16 protein-coding genes are annotated in these 16,188 nt (G+C 73.3%); 6 read left to right on the plus strand and 10 right to left on the minus strand.

What is annotated here, in order from left to right; translation table 11 throughout:
- Positions 1-79: 79 nt before the first annotated feature.
- On the minus strand, positions 80-706 hold the full coding sequence (locus tag ACFE7W_RS04900; protein WP_375423670.1) for a superoxide dismutase: 627 nt from the start codon (positions 704-706) through the stop codon (positions 80-82).
- Between the two features lie 147 nt (positions 707-853).
- Between ACFE7W_RS04900 and ACFE7W_RS04905 the strand changes: the two genes are divergently transcribed.
- Positions 854-1,624 carry an ABC transporter ATP-binding protein gene (locus ACFE7W_RS04905; RefSeq protein WP_375423671.1) on the plus strand — a complete coding sequence of 257 codons (771 nt, stop codon included), beginning with the start codon at positions 854-856 and terminating at the stop codon, positions 1,622-1,624.
- Positions 1,594-3,183, plus strand: coding sequence for a hypothetical protein (locus ACFE7W_RS04910; RefSeq protein ID WP_375423672.1), 1,590 nt, complete (start codon positions 1,594-1,596; stop codon positions 3,181-3,183). The genes ACFE7W_RS04905 and ACFE7W_RS04910 overlap by 31 nt, the downstream gene beginning before the upstream one ends.
- Before the next feature lie 22 nt (positions 3,184-3,205).
- Here the strand turns inward: ACFE7W_RS04910 and ACFE7W_RS04915 are convergent, their stop codons facing one another.
- From ACFE7W_RS04915 to ACFE7W_RS04950, 8 genes are all read right to left on the minus strand, one after another.
- The gene (locus ACFE7W_RS04915) at positions 3,206-3,955 is read right to left on the minus strand and encodes a GAF domain-containing protein (protein WP_375423673.1); all 750 of its coding nucleotides are present in this window, start codon (positions 3,953-3,955) and stop codon (positions 3,206-3,208) included.
- Between the two features lie 176 nt (positions 3,956-4,131).
- Positions 4,132-4,734 carry a class I SAM-dependent methyltransferase gene (locus tag ACFE7W_RS04920; RefSeq protein WP_375423674.1) on the minus strand — a complete coding sequence of 201 codons (603 nt, stop codon included), beginning with the start codon at positions 4,732-4,734 and terminating at the stop codon, positions 4,132-4,134.
- Positions 4,731-5,591: a tRNA pseudouridine(38-40) synthase TruA gene (gene truA, locus ACFE7W_RS04925; RefSeq protein ID WP_375423675.1), complete on the minus strand. Its 861-nt coding sequence runs from the start codon at positions 5,589-5,591 to the stop codon at positions 4,731-4,733. Before truA ends, ACFE7W_RS04920 begins: the two co-directional genes overlap by 4 nt.
- Positions 5,584-6,318, minus strand: coding sequence for a tRNA (guanosine(46)-N7)-methyltransferase TrmB (gene trmB / locus ACFE7W_RS04930; protein ID WP_375423676.1), 735 nt, complete (start codon positions 6,316-6,318; stop codon positions 5,584-5,586). The genes truA and trmB overlap by 8 nt, the downstream gene beginning before the upstream one ends.
- Complete coding sequence (locus tag ACFE7W_RS04935; protein ID WP_375423677.1) at positions 6,315-6,509, minus strand: hypothetical protein; 195 nt, start codon at positions 6,507-6,509, stop codon at positions 6,315-6,317. The genes trmB and ACFE7W_RS04935 overlap by 4 nt, the downstream gene beginning before the upstream one ends.
- 22 nt (positions 6,510-6,531) lie before the next feature.
- The gene (locus ACFE7W_RS04940) at positions 6,532-7,392 is read right to left on the minus strand and encodes an ABC transporter permease (RefSeq protein WP_375423678.1); all 861 of its coding nucleotides are present in this window, start codon (positions 7,390-7,392) and stop codon (positions 6,532-6,534) included.
- Positions 7,379-8,308 (minus strand): ATP-binding cassette domain-containing protein, encoded by a 930-nt coding sequence (locus tag ACFE7W_RS04945; protein ID WP_375423679.1) that lies wholly within the window; start codon positions 8,306-8,308, stop codon positions 7,379-7,381. Before ACFE7W_RS04945 ends, ACFE7W_RS04940 begins: the two co-directional genes overlap by 14 nt.
- A gap of 7 nt (positions 8,309-8,315) precedes the next feature.
- Positions 8,316-9,407, minus strand: a complete 1,092-nt coding sequence (locus tag ACFE7W_RS04950) for an outer membrane lipoprotein carrier protein LolA (RefSeq protein WP_375423680.1) — start codon at positions 9,405-9,407, stop codon at positions 8,316-8,318.
- An 83-nt stretch (positions 9,408-9,490) separates the two neighbouring features.
- On the opposite strand from ACFE7W_RS04950, the gene ACFE7W_RS04955 reads away from it, so the two are divergent.
- From ACFE7W_RS04955 to ACFE7W_RS04970, 4 genes are all read left to right on the plus strand, one after another.
- The gene (locus tag ACFE7W_RS04955; protein ID WP_375423681.1) at positions 9,491-10,147 is read left to right on the plus strand and encodes a response regulator transcription factor; all 657 of its coding nucleotides are present in this window, start codon (positions 9,491-9,493) and stop codon (positions 10,145-10,147) included.
- Positions 10,148-10,221: 74 nt separating this feature from the next.
- Positions 10,222-11,544, plus strand: a complete 1,323-nt coding sequence (locus ACFE7W_RS04960) for a sensor histidine kinase (protein WP_375423682.1) — start codon at positions 10,222-10,224, stop codon at positions 11,542-11,544.
- Between the two features lie 162 nt (positions 11,545-11,706).
- The gene (locus ACFE7W_RS04965; protein ID WP_375423683.1) at positions 11,707-12,234 is read left to right on the plus strand and encodes a peptidase; all 528 of its coding nucleotides are present in this window, start codon (positions 11,707-11,709) and stop codon (positions 12,232-12,234) included.
- A gap of 72 nt (positions 12,235-12,306) precedes the next feature.
- Positions 12,307-14,052: an ATP-binding cassette domain-containing protein gene (locus ACFE7W_RS04970; RefSeq protein WP_375423684.1), complete on the plus strand. Its 1,746-nt coding sequence runs from the start codon at positions 12,307-12,309 to the stop codon at positions 14,050-14,052.
- Positions 14,053-14,057: 5 nt separating this feature from the next.
- Here the strand turns inward: ACFE7W_RS04970 and ACFE7W_RS04975 are convergent, their stop codons facing one another.
- Positions 14,058-16,187, minus strand: a complete 2,130-nt coding sequence (locus ACFE7W_RS04975) for an HlyD family efflux transporter periplasmic adaptor subunit (RefSeq protein WP_375423685.1) — start codon at positions 16,185-16,187, stop codon at positions 14,058-14,060.
- Between the last annotated feature and the right edge of the window lies 1 nt (position 16,188).

Raw genomic sequence — 16,188 nt, forward strand, 5'->3', positions numbered from 1 at the left:
CTGAGACGACGACTGCGTCGCTCCCCATCCCGGTTCGGGGTGGCGGAGCGACGCAGTCGTCGTTCTCGGGGAGATCCGCTCAGAAGGGGGCGATCAGGCCGGCCGTCTGAGCTTTGGCCGCAGCGAAGCGCTGCTGCGCGTCGGCCCAGTTGACGACGTTCCACCACGCCTTGGCGTAGTCGGCCTTGACGTTCTTGTACTGCAGGTAGAACGCGTGCTCCCACATGTCGAGCAGCAGGATCGGGATCTGGCCGAGCGGCAGGTTGCCCTGCTGGTCGAACAGCTGCACGACGTTGAGCCGGGACCCGAGGATGTCGTAGACCAGCATCGACCAGCCGGAGCCCTGGATGGCGTTCGCGTTGGCCTCGAACTGCGCCCGGAAGGCGTCGAAGCTGCCGAAGAACTCATCGATCGCCGCGCCGAGCTCGCCGTCCGGCTTGTCCCCGCCGTCGGGGGACAGGTTCGGCCAGAACACCGAGTGGTTGATGTGGCCGCCCAGGTGGAAGGCGAGGTCCTTCTCGAGCTTGTTGATGTTGCCGAACGAGCTGGCCGTCCGGGCCTCGGCCAGCTGCTCGAGCGCGGTGTTCACGCCCTTGACGTAGGTGGCGTGGTGCTTGTCGTGGTGCAGCTCCATGATCTGCCCCGAGATGTGGGGCTCCAGGGCGGCGTAGTCGTACGGGAGGTCGGGCAGGGTGTAGTCAGCCATGGGTGTCCCTTCGTCTTCTGACGCGGCGTCGGCCGCTCTCGTCCAGCCACGCTACGCCGACCGGCCCCGCCCCGGACCGGCGGCCTGCCTCGGCGGCGGCGTGATCGCGCCGTCACGAACCGTCCCGTCGGATGTTTCACTTGGCTGGTGACGTCGGCGTTGTCGTTGGTCGGGTTGACCAAGTCGTTCGGGCCCAAGCGCGCGGTCGACGGGCTGGACCTGGAGGTCCGGCGGGGCTGCCTCTTCGGCCTGGTCGGACCGAACGGCGCGGGCAAGACCACCACGCTCTCGATGGCCACCGGTCTGCTGCGCCCGGACGCTGGGACGGCCCGGGTGCTCGACCACGACGTCTGGTCCGACCCGGCCGGCGCGAAGGCCCTGATGGGGGTGCTGCCGGACGGGCTGCGGCTCTTCGACCGGCTGAGCGGCGGTGAGCTGCTGCACTACGTCGGTCGGCTGCGCCGGGTGCCGCCGGAGGCGATCGAGCACCGTTCGGCCGAGCTGCTGGAGGCGCTCGGCCTCCGCGAGGACCGGGACACGCTGGTGGTCGAGTACTCCGCGGGCATGACGAAGAAGATCGGGCTCGCCTGTGCGCTGATCCACGCGCCGAGGCTGCTGGTGCTGGACGAGCCGTTCGAGGCCGTCGACCCCGTCTCGGGCGAGGGCATCCGCTCGATCCTGCGTGGCTACACCCGCGACGGCGGCACGGTGGTGCTCTCCAGCCACGTGATGGAGCTGGTCGAGAGTCTCTGCGACGAGCTCGCGGTGGTCGCGGCCGGTCGCGTGCTCGCCGCCGGCACCACCGACGACGTCCGGGCCGGGTCCACGCTCCAGCAGCGCTTCCTCGACCTGGTCGGCTTCCACGCGGCGACCGAGGGAGGGCTGTCGTGGTTGCGCTCCTCGTCCGGCTCAAGCTGACCCTGCTGCGCAACAGCCTGCGACGCAGTGTCTGGCGGACGATCGGTCTGGTGCTGGCGGCCCTGTACGGGGTCGGCATCGTGGTGGCGGCGCTGGCCGGGATGGTCGGCCTGCGCTACACCTCGACGGCGCTGACCGCGGACGTCACGGTCGTCGCGTTCAGCGGGCTCTCCTTCGGCTGGCTCGTGCTGTCCCTGCTGGTGTTCGGGGTCGACGAGACGGTCGACCCGGCCAAGTTCGCGCTGCTGCCGGTCCGGGCGCGCGACCTGCTGCCGGGGCTGCTCGTGGCCGCGCTGGTCGGCGTGCCCGGCGTGGCCTCCGTGCTGGTGGGCCTCGGCCTGGTCCTCGCCTGGGGCCGCGGCGTGCTGCTGGTCGCGGCGGCGCTCGTCGCGGTCGTCCTCGGCGTGCCGACCTGCGTGCTGCTGGCCCGGACGGCGACCTCGGCGTTCGCTGCCAGTCTCTCCTCCCGCCGCTTCCGCGACCTGGCCTTCGTAGCGTTCGCCCTGGTCGGCGCGGTGTTCGCGCTCGGTGGGCAGGCCGTCGGGCGGCTGGCCGGCCTCGGCCCCGAACGGCTGCGTGGTGCCCTGGCCACGGCCGCGACGGTCGCAGCCTGGACGCCCTTCGGCTGGGCCTGGGCGATCCCGGCGGACGTCTCCCGGTCCCGCTGGTGGACGGCCGGGACCCACCTGGTGCTCGCCGTGGCCCTGGTGGCGGTCCTCGCGCTGGCCTGGGCGTACTTCCTCGGCCGCCGGCTGGTCGAGCCCACCCAGGGCGAAGGGTCGGCAAGCCGGGTTCGCCGGCACGGCTGGGCCGAACGGCTGTACCCCCAGACGCCGGCCGGCGGCGTCGCGCTGCGCACGTTGCGCTACTGGCGTCGCGACCCGCGCTACCTGGCGGCGCTCGCCGGCTTCCTGATGGCGCCGGTGGTCATCGTGGTGGTGACGCGGTCGCAGGAGTCCGGAGGCGCGGGCGTCGCCGTGCTGGCGCCGAGCCTGCTCGCACTGTTCATCGGCACCGGGGTCGCGGCCGACCTGTCCTACGACGGCAGCGCCGTCTGGACCCACGTGACCGCCGGGCTGGACGGGGCGTCCGACCGGCTCGGGCGAACGCTGTCCGCGCTCACCGTCTACGTCCCCGTACTGGTGGTGCTGGAGGGAGTGGCGCTGGCGGTGACCGGCGGCTGGTCCCTGCTGCCGGCGTCGGTGGCGCTGATGGCCGCCCTGGGTCTCGGCGGCCTGGGGGTCGGGTGCCTGGTCGGAACCCTCTGGCAGTGGCCGGCGCCGGAGCCGGGCGCCAGCCTGTTCGCCAAGGGGGGCGGGGGTGGGCTGCCGGCCCTGCTGTCGTTCTCGGTCACCACGAGCGCCGCCGTGCTCGTCGCGCTCCCGACGGTCGCGTTGGTGGTCGGGTCGTTCTGGGTGCCCTGGCTCGGCTGGATCGCGGTCCCCGTGGGCTTGGCGAACGGGCTGGTCGTCCTGTGGCAGGGGGTGGTCCGGGGCGGCCGGATGCTGGACCGGCGCTGGCCCGAGGTCATGCGGGCGGTGTCGGAGCGCGCGGGGTAGCCCCGGTGGGGGAAGCCGCCGGTCAGGAGGTGGGACCCTCCTCGACCGGGGGCCGAAGCAGGGTCGAGGCGGCGTCGACCAGCGACTGCTGCTGCTGACCGGCGAGGTCGGACAGGCTCGCCAGAGCCGCCCGTGGCGGCAGTCCGTCCCGCTCGGCCAACAGGGTGACGGCAGCCGACACCGCAGCCTTGGCCTCGAGGGTCTCGCGCATCTCGGTGGCCAGGTGGTCGAGGTTGCGGCTGGCCTGAGCGCTGCGGATGGCCGCGGCGACCGGCAGGGCGAATCGCTCGCCGTTGGTCGCGTCCAGCTCGAGGAAGCCGTCGCCGCGGAGGGCGTAGATGTTGATGGAGCCGATGACCTCGGTGCGCACCCGCAGCGGGAGCGACAGCATGCTGCCGATCCCCAGCTGCTGGACGGCCGGAGCGAAGTGGGGCCAGCGGTCCTCGTGCTCGCGGAAGGAGCCGGTCCGGATGGCCCGCGCCTCGGCCACCGCCGAGAGGCAGGGACCCTCGTCGAGCCCGTACTGGATGGCGTCAGCCTCGTCCACCAGTTTCGAGGACCCTACCCGGAGCACGACCTCGTCACCCCGCATCAACGCGACGCCCGCACCGTCGGCGCCGGGCAGGCTGTGCGTCACGAGCTCGGCCACCTCGACGAGGCCCTCGGTGAGGTCCTCCGATCCGGCCATCATCACGGCGACGGAGTCATAGACCGCGTCCAGCAGGGGATCGGGCGGTTCCGGCCCGTCGTAGTACGGCCGCGATGCGGACATGGAAGCACCGACGCCCTTTCTCGTACCACCAGCAGGAGCCGCCGCCCCCAGCCGGGCCGCAGGGCACCTCGGTGACCGCCCGCAGCTCCCCCGGGCCGCGACGACACCTGGTCCGTCCCGACGACACTTCACGGTACTCCCGCCAGCCCTCGGCGCGAAGAGGCGGAGAGCGCAATTCACCGACGCGCGAGCAGAACCCGGAATCCCTTGTCGGAGGCGACGCGGTCGCAGCCGTACCCCTGCTCGGTCAGCCAGCGCTGCAGGGTGTCCGCCCCGAGGTTCTTGCTCACCACCAGGCGGGCCTCGCCGTCCGGGGTCAGCCGGGGGAGCCAGCGCAGCAGCAGCTCGTGCAGCGCCTGCTTGCCCACCCGGATCGGCGGGTTCGACCAGATGGCGTCGTAGCGGACGTCCCGCGCCACCTCCTCAGGAGTCAGCACCCGGACCCGGTCGGCGACCCCGAGAGCGGCGGCGTTGTCCCGGCACAGGGTCAGGGCCCGCTCGTTCACGTCGACGGCGTCCACCCGGGCTCCCGGACAGTGCACGGCCAGCGCGAGCGCGATCGGGCCGTAGCCGCAGCCGAGGTCGAGGATGCGCGGCGAGCCGGTGGGCGGCTCGGACTCCCGGAGCAGGACGGCGGTGCCGCGGTCGAGGCCGTCGCCGGCGAACACCCCGTTGGCGGTGGTCAGCGCCAACGGCGCGCCCCAGACCTGGGCGGTGATGCTTCGGCGCTGCTCGGGCGAGGAGGGCGAGACGCTGAAGTAGTGCGACGGCTCGCTCACGAGGGGCTCGGCTCGCGAACGGTCCGGGCCTCGCGGCTGCGCGTCAGCAGCTGGTCGTCCGGCGGGTAGCCGACCTCCTCCAGGGTCAGCCCGTGAGCGGGCATCACCTGCACGTCGGAGGCGCGTGCGGCCGTGGCGGTGACCCGCTCGAGCCAGGCGAGGTCGCGCTGCCCGGAGCCCACGCTGATGAGCGCGCCCACCAGGGAGCGGACCATGGAGTGGCAGAACGCGTCCGCCCGGACCGTCAGCTCGAGCACCCCGGCCGACGGCCCGTGGACGACCCGTCGGGCGTGCAGCTCGAGCAGGGTACGGATCGAGGTGGCGCCTTCCCGCCGCTTGCAGAAGGCGCCGAAGTCGCGCAGCCCGAGCAGCACCGGGGCGGCGGCCGCCAGCCGGTCCAGGTCCAGCGCGACCGGGACGGCGACCACCTGGTGCCGCAGCAGCGGCTCGAGCGGGGTGCCGGCGTCGGCGAGGCGGTAGACGTAGCGGCGCCAGACGGCGGCGAACCGGGCGTCGAAGCCCGGCGGGGCGGGCCGGACCGCGCGGACCAGCAGGTCGCCGGGCAGCACCCGGGCCAGCCGTCGCTGCAGGACCGCGCCGTCGCCGAGGGCGTCCGCGGGCAGGTCGACGTGGGCGACCTGGCCGCGAGCGTGCACCCCGGTGTCCGTCCGGCCCGCGCAGACCAGGGTGGCCGGGGTGCCCAGCCGCAGGATCTGGGTCACCCACGTCTCGAGCTCGCCCTGCACCGTACGGAGATCGGGCTGCCGCGCCCAGCCGGAGAAGCCCGCACCGTCGTAGGAGATGTCCAGTCGCCAGCGGGAGGTGGAGACCGGATCAACTGACTGAACCTCACTCACGCCCAGCGCCCTCCCGGACGTAGCTGAGATCATGCACCGCGCGACCGGCCGCGACCCCGCGCGCCTCGAAGCGGGTGACCGGTCGCTCGTCCCAACGGCCGCCGGTGACCGGCTCCGGGCGCAGCATCGGCTCGGCGTCGAGCACCTCGCGCATCTGGCGGGCGTAGTCGTCCCAGTCGGTGGCCAGCCGCCAGCGGCCGCCGGGCCCGAGGCGGCCGGCGGCGAGGGCGGCGAAGCCCGGTCCGACCAGCCGGCGCTTGTGGTGGCGGGCCTTGGGCCACGGGTCGGGGAAGAAGGTCCACAGCTCGCTGACCGAGGCCTCGGGGACGAGGTGGCGCAGGCCCTCGGCCGCGTTGGCGGCGACGATACGCACGTTGCGCACCTGCTCGCGGGCGAGCGCGCCGACCAGCTGGGCCACCGCCGGGGCGTAGACCTCGAAGGCCAGGACGTCCATCCCCGGACGCGCGGCGGCCAGCGCCACCAGCGACTCACCCGTTCCCGGACCGATCTCGACCACCAGCGGGGCGGAGCGACCGAACGCGGCCGGCAGGTCGAGGCGGGCGTCCGGGGCGATCGAGGTGCTGGTCTCCCGCTGCGGCACGTCGAGCAGGTACTCGTGGCCGTGCTGCTCCCAGGCCCGGCGCTGGTTGGGCCGCATCCTGGCGCTGCGCCGGACGTAGGAGACGACCTCGCGGTGCACCCGCTCGCGGACCTGTGGCTCGCTCACCGGTGCCGACGCTCGTAGACCAGCAGCAGCGGACCCAGGACGGCCAGCGCGATGAGGAAGGCGAGCACGCCTGGCGCCAGCCGGTCGGTCACGCTGACGGTGACCGAGCCGGCGACTGCGCAGATCAGGGCCATGCCCCAGAGCCGCACCGTCTGGCCCAGCTCGCGCCGGGTCTTGGGGTCGAGGGCCACGACAACTGACCCTACCCGGAGCTCAGCTGGTGATGTCCTTGCTCGAGAACCGGGCCCAGGCGGCCAACCAGAAGACGCCGGCGTAGACGGCCGCGGTGATCAGCCCCCGGTAGATGTTGTCGGTGGCGATCGGGTCGCGCAGGAAGTCCCCGAACGCCGTCCACCAGTGGGTCAGCAACCAGGGGTGGAGCCAGGCCAGCTGTGAGATCGAGTCGAGAATGAACATCATCACGTTGATCAGCACGACGGCGACGGTCGCGCCGATGGGCTGCTCGGTCAGGCTGGAGACGAAGAGCCCGATCGCGCCGAGAGCGGAGAACTGCGCCGCGAGGTAGAGGCAGGTCAGCACGAGCCGGCCGAGACCGCCGGCCATCGAGGTCTGGGTGCCGGAGAAGAGCGTCATGTTGCCGCCACCGAAGAGGGCCAGCCCGACCACCACCCCGACCGCGGCCACCAGGAACGTGGCGAACAGGGCGGAGATCACGATGGCGGCGAACTTCACCGCCAGCAGCCGGGTCCGCCCGGCCGGGATCGTGAGCAGGTAGCGCAGGGTGCCGATGTTGGCCTCGCCGGCGAGGGAGTCCCCGGAAACCACGCTCACGGCCAGCGGCAGAAACAGGGGCAGCTCCAGCGTGAGCGCCGCGAAGGCCACGAAGAGGCCGTTGCCGGTGATCGAGCTGATGAACGTCGGACCGCCGCTGCTGTCGCCCGAGACCCGGACGGCCACGGCCAGCAGGATCGGCACCACCGCCAGCACCGCGAGCCCGGCGATGTTGCGCCGCCGGCCGCCGATGATCCGCAGCTCCGAGACCAGGAAGCGCGGGGACGGACGGCGCCGGACCGGCTGGGCGGCCGGAGCGTCGAGGACCTCAGCCGCTGACATCGAAACCTTCTCCGGTCAGGGACACGAACACGTCCTCCAGGCTGGGCCGCTGCACGGTGAAGCCGAGCACGGCGATGTTGTCGTCCACCAGGTTGGGCACGATCTTGGCCACCTCGACGTCCCCGAGGACCCCGGTCGCCCGGTCCTGAGCGGTGGTCACGTCGGTGAGCCCGAGCTGACGCAACACCCGGGCGGCGTCGTCCGGCCGGTCGGTGTCGACGAGGACCGTCTGGACCGTCCCGGACTCGAGCTCGGCGATGGAGCCCTGGGAGACCAGGTGCCCCTCGAACATGACGCCGATGTGGGTGCTCATCTGGGCCACCTCGGCCAGCAGGTGGCTGGAGACCAGCACGGTGGCCCCGCCGGCGGCCAGGTCGCCGATCAGGTGCCGGACCTCGCGGGTGCCCTGGGGGTCCAGGCCGTTGGTGGGCTCGTCCAGCACCAGCAGGTCCCGCGGCATCAGCAGCGCGTTGGCGATGGCCAGCCGCTGCCTCATGCCCAACGAGTACGCCCGGTAGCGCTTGGTGGCCGCGGCCAGCAGGCCGACCCGGTCCAGGGCCGCATCCACCCGGGCCGCCGAGGTGCGGGCGTCGCTGTGCCGGTCGGCGGCGTCGAGCCGGGCGAGATTCGCGCGGCCGGACAGGTACGGGTGGAAGGCCGGTCCCTCGACCAGCGCCCCGACGCGTCGCAGCACCTCACCGGACTGCTCGGGCATCGGCAGGCCGAGGACGCTGATCTCTCCGGCCGTCGGGCTGATCAGTCCGAGCAGCATCCGGATGGTGGTGGTCTTGCCGGAGCCGTTGGGCCCGAGGAAGCCGTAGACCGCGCCGGCCGGGACCACGAGGTCCACGGAGTCGACTGCGGTCTGGGCCCGGAAGCGCTTGGTCAGGCCCCGGGTGACGACGGGGTCGCTCACGCCGACCTTATTTCGCCAGCGCGTCGTAGAGCAGTGAGGCCTCGACGGCGCCGACGGCGATCCGGCCGTCGTCGGTGACCACCGCGGAGAAGGCCTTGCCGGTGAAGAGGTGGCCGGAGCCCCAGCTGCCCGAGACCTTCGGGAGGGCGTTCAGCACGCTCGTGACCTGGCTCGAGCTGGTGGCGTCCGCCGGCAGCTTTGTGACCACGACCGACGTCCAGCCCGTGCCCACCGTGGTGGTGGCGGCCTTGGCGTCGGCGGCCTTCTTCTCGGCGGCCTTCTTGTCGGACGCGCTGGGCGCCTTGGGTGCCGTGACCTTGCCCTCGGTGACCTTGGCCCCGGGCGGCGGGGTGAAGTCGAATTGGGTGGAGTCGGGGACGCCGAAGTCGACCGAGCTGTAGGCGACGTCGAAGACGGTGGTGCCGCCCTTGGCGATGGCCTCGACCTCCAGCGGCACCGAGGTCTTCTCATCGACGGCGATCCGCACCGACTCCAAGGTCGAGCGGGTGTCCTTCGGGGCCAGAACCAGCTCGTAGACCGTACGACCGGCGACCGGCTGACCGTCGACGACGCTGACGTCGGTGGTGTCCCCGACGGCGGCGAGGGCCTGCTGTGCTGCCTGCTGTGGGGTGGTCGGCACATCGGGGGAGACCGGGGCCTTGTCCGTGCTGTCCCCCGCGGGCAGCGTCCGGTGGGTGGCTGCGTTCGCCTCGCTCGACCAGGTCCAGACGTCCGAGCCGTTGCGGATCACGTCGGTCGCGGCCAGGTTGTCGAGCACCTCGAGCCGGGCCTTGTCCTCACCCGAGGTCCAGACCTTCAACGTGTGGGTGCCCGAGAGCAGCGAGGTGAGCTCCTGGGTGCTCGCGCTACCGCTCGAGGGCAGCGACGGCAGACCGAGGTCCGCGGTCTGCACGACGGTGCCGGAGAGCCCGTCGACCTTCGCGTTCGCGACGTCGACCAGCAGCTGCTCGGGCGACTTGGTCGGCAGGGTCGGGTCGGCGTTCGCGGTGGTGGCCAGCACGCCCGTCCCGCCGACCACGGCCAGCAGGGCCAGCGGGGCGGCCCAGCGCAGGGCGGGACGACGCTCGAAGATGCTCATGGGCCTCATTCTTCCCGCTGCCCGCTGTGGGAACGCTGAGGCTTGGAGGGCCCGCCCGGCGACGCCCGTGCCAGGCTGGGAGGGTGCGGGTGCTGCTGGTCGACGACGAGGAGCGGATGGTCGCCGCCCTGCGCCGGGGCCTGGTGGCTGAGGGCTTCGCCGTGGACACCGCCGCCACCGGCACTGACGGCCTCCGGCAGGCCCGGTCGGGCGACTTCGACGTGGTCGTGCTCGACGTGATGCTGCCCGGCCTGTCCGGTTACGAGGTGGTGCGGCGGCTGCGCGCGGACGGGAACTGGGTACCGGTGCTGATGCTCTCGGCCAAGGACGGGGAGCACGACCAGGCCGACGCCCTGGACGACGGCGCCGACGACTGGCTGACCAAGCCCTTCTCCTTCGTCGTGCTGCTCGCTCACCTCCGGGCTCTGCTGCGTCGCGGCCGGCCGCCCCGGCCGTCGGTGCTGGTGGCCGGTGACCTGCGGCTCGACCCGGCCAGCCGGGAGGTCTTCGTCGCCACCGAGCCGGTGGACCTGACCCCGCGGGAGTTCCTGCTGCTGGAGTACCTGATCCACCGCGCCGGCGAGGCGGTCAGCAAGGACGAGCTGCTCGAGCACGTCTGGGACCGGGCGGCCGAGGTGGCGCCCAACGTCGTGGAGGTCTACGCCGGCTACCTGCGCCGCAAGATCGGCAGCGATCGGCTGGTCACCGTCCGCGGGGTCGGCTACCGGCTCGTCGCGTGAGCAGGCCGAAGCGCGACGGGGGTAGGAGTCCGGGAGAGGGAGGGCGGCGCCCCCTGACGTTGCGGGCCCGGTTGATGCTGATCGGCCTGGGCGGGGTGACGGCGGCGTTGCTGGTGGGCGGGTCGGCCTTCTACGCCGCGCTCACCTTCGCCGTCGACCGCACCCTGGACAACGAGGCCCTGGCCAGCGCGCACGAGGTGGCTGCCCTCGTCGACGCGGGTCAGCTGCCCAATCCGGTGCCGGTCTCCGGAGCGCAGGTGGTGCAGGTGGTCGACGCCGAGCACCGCGTCGTCGGCGGCTCGGTCACCGCCGACCGGCTGACCCCGCTGCTGCGGCGCGACGAGCTGGCCACGGCGCTCGCTGGGGCGGCGGTGGTGGTGCCCGGCTCACGGGCGGCGCTGTCCACCCCGCTACGGGTCCGGGCCGTGACCGCCGGTCCCGCGGACGCGCGGGTCAGCGTCTTGGTGGCGCTGCCGGTCGGGGACGTGCTGGCCAGCCGGGCGGCGCTGCGCCGCGGGCTGCTGATCGTGTTCCCGCTGGTGCTGGCGGTGATGGCTGCGGTCGCCTGGCGGGTGATCGGCTCGACGCTGCGGCCCGTCGAGCAGCTGCGGGCCGACGCCGAGCGGATCAGTGGCGCCAGCCGAGCGGAACGGTTGGCCGTCCCTGCCGCCAGCGACGAGGTCCGCGCCCTGGCCGTCACCCTGAACTCCATGCTCGACCGGCTCGCCGCGGCCCGGGCCCGGCAGCGTTCCTTCGTCGCCGACGCGGCTCACGAGCTGCGCAGCCCGCTGACCAGCATCCGGACGCAGCTGGAGGTGGCCGAGCGGCTGGGCGAGGGTGGCTCGCTGCCGGCCGAGCTGCTGCTCGACGTCGAGCGGCTGACCCGGCTGGTGGAAGACCTGCTGCTGCTGGCCCGGGTCGACGCCGACACCCGAGGGCCGGCACGCCGGGACCTGGTCGAGGTCGCCGGGCTGCTCGCCGTGGTGGCGGCCGACCACACCGGGTCCCGCGTCCCGCTCCGCGTCCGCTGCGAGGGGTCGCCGCAGGTCGTGGGCGACCGGGACGAGCTCCGCCGGGCGGTCAAGAACCTGGTGGACAACGCCGTCCGGCATGCCGGCTCGGCCGTCGAGCTCGCGGGGTTCGTCGAGCATCACCAGGTGCGCATCGTGGTCCTCGACGACGGTCCGGGGCTGAGCACCGACGAGCGGGAACGTGTCTTCGAGCGCTTCACCCGGCTGGACGACGCCCGCGGGCGCAGCCAGGGCGGCACCGGCCTGGGGCTGCCGATCGCGCGTGAGCTGGTGGCCCGGGCCGGCGGCACGCTCACCTTGACCGACGCCCCGCCACCGTGGTCCCTGCAGGCGGTGGTGGCCCTCCCCGTGGCCGCCGCGGAGTGATCTCGGTCACGGCGGGGCGTCCCAGGCGTATCAGGAGCCTCGCTGGCACTCTCCCCCTCTTGTGTGCCAGCGTCTGGCTGCGGACGATGAGCGCACCGCCACCGTGTGCAGCTCGTCGAAGAGTTCGGCGGCCCTGCCCACTCCTGCTCCAGGAGGTACGCCATGGATGGTCGTCCGCGAGCGGTCGAGGTCGCCCCGCTGCAGTCCGACGGGTCGCTGTACGGCTTCCTGCTGATCGGGCGGTGGCCCCAGGACACCGTCGAGTGGGCCAAGTTCCTGGTGCTTGCGGTGCAGATGGCCGCCGTCCCTGGCCTGTTGCCCGTCAGCACCGTCTTCCGGGTCCGCGAGGAGCTTCCGGAGGACCCCCAGGCCGGCGCGGTGGGCCTCGTGGTCGCCGAGGGGTCGCTGCTGGGGGACAACCCGCTCAAGCCCGGCCTCTTCGCCGCCGCCCAGCCGCCGGGACTGCTGGTGCTGCACCCGCCGTCGAGCACGTTGGCCTCGGTGCCCGAGTACGAGACGGCGTCCGGTTGCGTCTTCCTGCCCGGCCTGCCGCACCTCGGGCTGGAGCACCGCGCCGCCTGGGTGGAGGCCGACGTCGACGGGACGGTGACCCAGCTGGTGAGCCGGACCGGCATCAACCCGCAGAGCTATGCCGACACCGCCGCCCTGGCGATGCTGCTCGCCGCCTGAAACCGAGTTGTCAGCAGGTGGGGGTGCTGTAGCACCCTGAGACCCTGACTCGGAAGAGGGAGGGCGGACGGCATGGGCCACGTCGACCTGTCGGCCATCGGCTACCACCTGCCGGACGGCCGTGTGCTGCTGGACGACGTCTCGTTCCGGGTGGGGGAGGGCGCCGTCGTCGCTCTCGTCGGCCCGAACGGGTCGGGGAAGACCACCCTGCTGCGGATCATCGCCGGCGACCTGGACCCGACCAGCGGCACGCTGTCCCGCAGCGGCGGGCTGGGCGTGATGCGGCAGTTCATCGGCAGCATCCGCGATGCGAGCCAGCTACGGCCTGGGGGGACGACCCCCCAGGCCACCCGGGGCTCCGCCAGTGTGAGGGACCTGCTGCTCTCGCTGACCTCGTCCCGGTTGCAGGAGGCCGCCGCCGCGGTCGACGCGCTCGAGCTGGCCCTGATGGAGGACGACTCCGAGGGCGTCCAGATGGCCTACGCCCAGGCGCTGGCCGACTACGGCGACGCCGGCGGCTACGACGCCGAGGTCACCTTCGACGCCTGCTGCACCGAGGCGCTCGGGGTCTCCTACGACCGGGTGCGCTGGCGTGAGGTCGCCACCCTGTCCGGCGGGGAGCAGAAGCGGCTGGCCCTGGAGGCGTTGCTCCGCGGTCCCGATGAGGTGCTGCTGCTCGACGAGCCCGACAACTACCTCGACGTCCCGGGGAAGCGCTGGCTGGAGGCGCAGCTGGCCGCCACCCAGAAGTCGGTGCTGCTGGTCAGCCACGACCGCGAGCTGCTGGCCCAGGCGGCGACCAGCGTCGCCGTACTCGAGCTCGGGGCGGCCGGCAACAGCGCCTGGGTGCACGGCAAGGGCTTCGCCAGCCTCGCCGAGGCCCGTCGGGCCCGGTTCGCCCGCTTCGAGGAGCTGCGCCGACGCTGGGACGAGGAGCACCAGAAGATCATCGACCTGGTCCAGATGTACAAGGTCAAGGCCAAGTACAACGACGGCCTCGCCTCCCGCTACAAGGCGGCGCAGACCCGGCTGGCCAAGTTCGAGGAGGCCGGGCCGCCCGAGGCCGTGCCGTTGGAGCAGCGGGTCTCGATGCGGCTCGGCGGCGGCCGGACCGGCAAGCGGGCCATCGTGGTCACCGACCTCGAGCTGACCGGGCTGATGAAGCCCTTCGACGCCGAGATCTGGTTCGGCGACCGGGTTGCGGTGCTGGGGTCGAACGGGTCGGGCAAGTCGCACTTCCTGCGGCTGCTGGCTCGTGGCGGTTCCGATCCCGACCTCGAGCACCGTCCGGTCGACAGTCTGGAGATCGCCCCGGTGGCCCACACCGGCAGCGCCCGGCTCGGCGCCCGGGTCCGTCCCGGCTGGTTCGCCCAGACCCACCAGCACCCCGAGCTGCTGGGCCGGACGTTGCTCGAGATCCTGCACCGCGGGGACACCTCGGCGAACAGGCTGGGTCGCGAGGGGATGGGCCGTGAGCTCGCCTCCCGCAAGCTCGACCGCTACGAGCTCGCCCAGGCAGCCGAACAGCGGTTCGAGTCGCTGTCGGGCGGTCAGCAGGCGCGGTTCCAGATCCTGCTGCTCGAGCTGTCCGGGGCGACCCTGCTGCTGCTGGACGAGCCCACCGACAACCTCGACCTCGAGTCGGCCGAGGCGCTCGAGCAGGGGATGGCCGCGTTCGAGGGCACCATCGTGACCGTCACCCACGACCGGTGGTTCGCCCGCGGCTTCGACCGGTTCCTGGTCTTCGGCTCCGACGGCAGCGTCTATGAGTCCGACGAGCCGGTCTGGGACGAGCGCCGGGTCGAACGCGCCCGCTGACCGGCCTAACGGGTCCGGGTACCGCCGGTCCCGCCCCCCGCCGCGCCCGGGAAGCCGGTTCCCCCGGCGGTCCCGCCGAACACCGTGCCGGTCCGGTTGCTGGTGGTGCTGCTCGTGGGCAGGGCCGCGGTGGTGTCGGCGATCACGACCCGCTCACCAGCGGTCACCCCGGAGCTGACCTGGACCGTCTCGCTGCCGGTGGCACCGATGGTGACCGCCGTCCGAGACGCCTGGCCGCTGCTGCTGAGGGTGGTCACCGTCCCGGCCGAGCCAGTGGTCCTGGTCACCGCCGAGACGGGCAGCACGACGGCGTTCGTGGCGCTGGCGACCGTGACCGACACCGAGCCGGTGACCCCGGGAGCCAGGGCCTTCGCCGGCTTGGGCACGGTCACCGTGACCGGGTAGCTCGCGGTGGAGCTGGTCGAGGAGGCCGACGGCAGGATCGCGATCGAGGTCACCGTGCCGGCCGAGCTGGCCCCGGAGGAGGTGGTGACCTTCGCCTTCTGACCCACCTTGACCAGCGAGATCGAGGTCTCGGGCACGTCGATGTTGACCTGGCTGGAGCCCGTCCCGACGATGCTGACCGTGTCGCTGGTCGACATCGTGCTCCCGGCCGTGAAGGGCACGGCGGCCACGGTGCCGGCGATGGGAGCCACGAGCGTGGTGGCGCGGTACCTGTTCTCCGCCTCGGTCACCGCCAGCTCAGCCTTGGACACGTCGGCGGCGGCGGTGGCGACGCTGGTGGACTGGCCGCCGCCGCCCGCCGACCCGCCTGCGCTGGTGGACGACGTGGAGCCGGAGCTCGTGCCGGAGCCCGAACCGCCTGTCGACGCGCTGGAGCGGCTGGCTCCCGTGCTGCTGCCCGTGGTGCTCGAGCCGCTACCCGACGAGCCCTGCTGGCCGGTCGAGGTGCCCGTACCGCCACCGCCCGAGGCGGGGGTGGAGGTGGACGAGCCGGACGCGGCCGACTGCTCGAGCCGGGCCAGGTCGGTCAGTGCGCTCGAGACGAGCCCCTGCTGCGTGGTCACCGAGGTCGAGGCGTTCTGCGACGCCGTCAGGGCCGCGAGGCAGTCGGCGATGGTCGCGTGCGGGTCAACGGTCGGCGTGGGCGCCGGCGCCGGGGCCGGGGCCGTCCGGGTGGGGGTGGCGGTCGGCCTCGCGGTGGGGGTGGTGCTGGCGGTCGGGGTCTCAGTGGCCGTGGAGGTCGCGCTAGCCGTGGCGGTGGGGGTCTCGCTGGCGGTCGGGGTGGCCGTGCCGCTGGGGGTAGCGCTCGGCGTGGCGGTGGCGGTGGCGGTGGCGGTGGCGGTGGCGGTGGCGGTGGGATCAGCCGTGGCGCTGGGCGTTCCGGTCGCGGACGGGGTCGCGGTGGCCGAGGCGGTCGCGGTGGCGGTGGCCGAGGCGGTCGGCGTCGCGGTCGGGACGGGAGTGCCGCCGGAGTTCTGGACGGCGATGGCGCACGTCGTGGTCGCCTGGGCCTGGGCGACTGCGGCGCCGGTCGTCAGGGCGGTCAGCCGCTGCTGCGCCCGCGTCACCGCCTGCGTCAACGAGGCCACGGTCGGCGCGTGGTCGCCACCACCGGAGCCGGGCGAGCCGGACGGGGTCGGCTGGGGCGATGAGCTGGACCGCGACGGGGTCGACGCCGTCGGCTGGGCGGCGGGCGCCTTCGCCGCGGAGCCGGACGACGAGCTCCCTGAGGCCGCGGCCGACGAGGACGCACTGGAGGGGGAGCCGCTCGCGGTCGCGGTCTCGGCGGCGTCGGCCGCGTCCTTGGCCTGCTGCAGGGCCAGCTTCGCGCTGGCCAGGTCGGACTTGGCCTGGATCAGCGCGATCTTGACCCCCGTGCCGTCCATCACGGCCAGCACGTCGCCGGCCGCCACGTGGTCGCCGACCGCCACCCTGACCTTGGTCACGGTGCCGGCAGCCGGGAAGGAGGCGGTGTCGGACTTCACCCTCGCGATGGCGCCGCTGCCACTGAGGGTCTGCGTCACCGTCCCCGTCGTGGCCGGCGTGGTGATGTAGCGGTCGGTCGCGGCCGAGGCGGCCTGGACGTGCTGGACCCCCAGCACGCTGCCGAGGACGGCGACGAGCAGGACGGGGACGCCGATCACCACCGACCGGCGGGGACGCTTGCGCACG

This window comes from uncultured Friedmanniella sp. (assembly GCF_964244285.1).
In the GTDB taxonomy this organism is placed as follows: Bacteria; Actinomycetota; Actinomycetes; order Propionibacteriales; family Propionibacteriaceae; genus Microlunatus.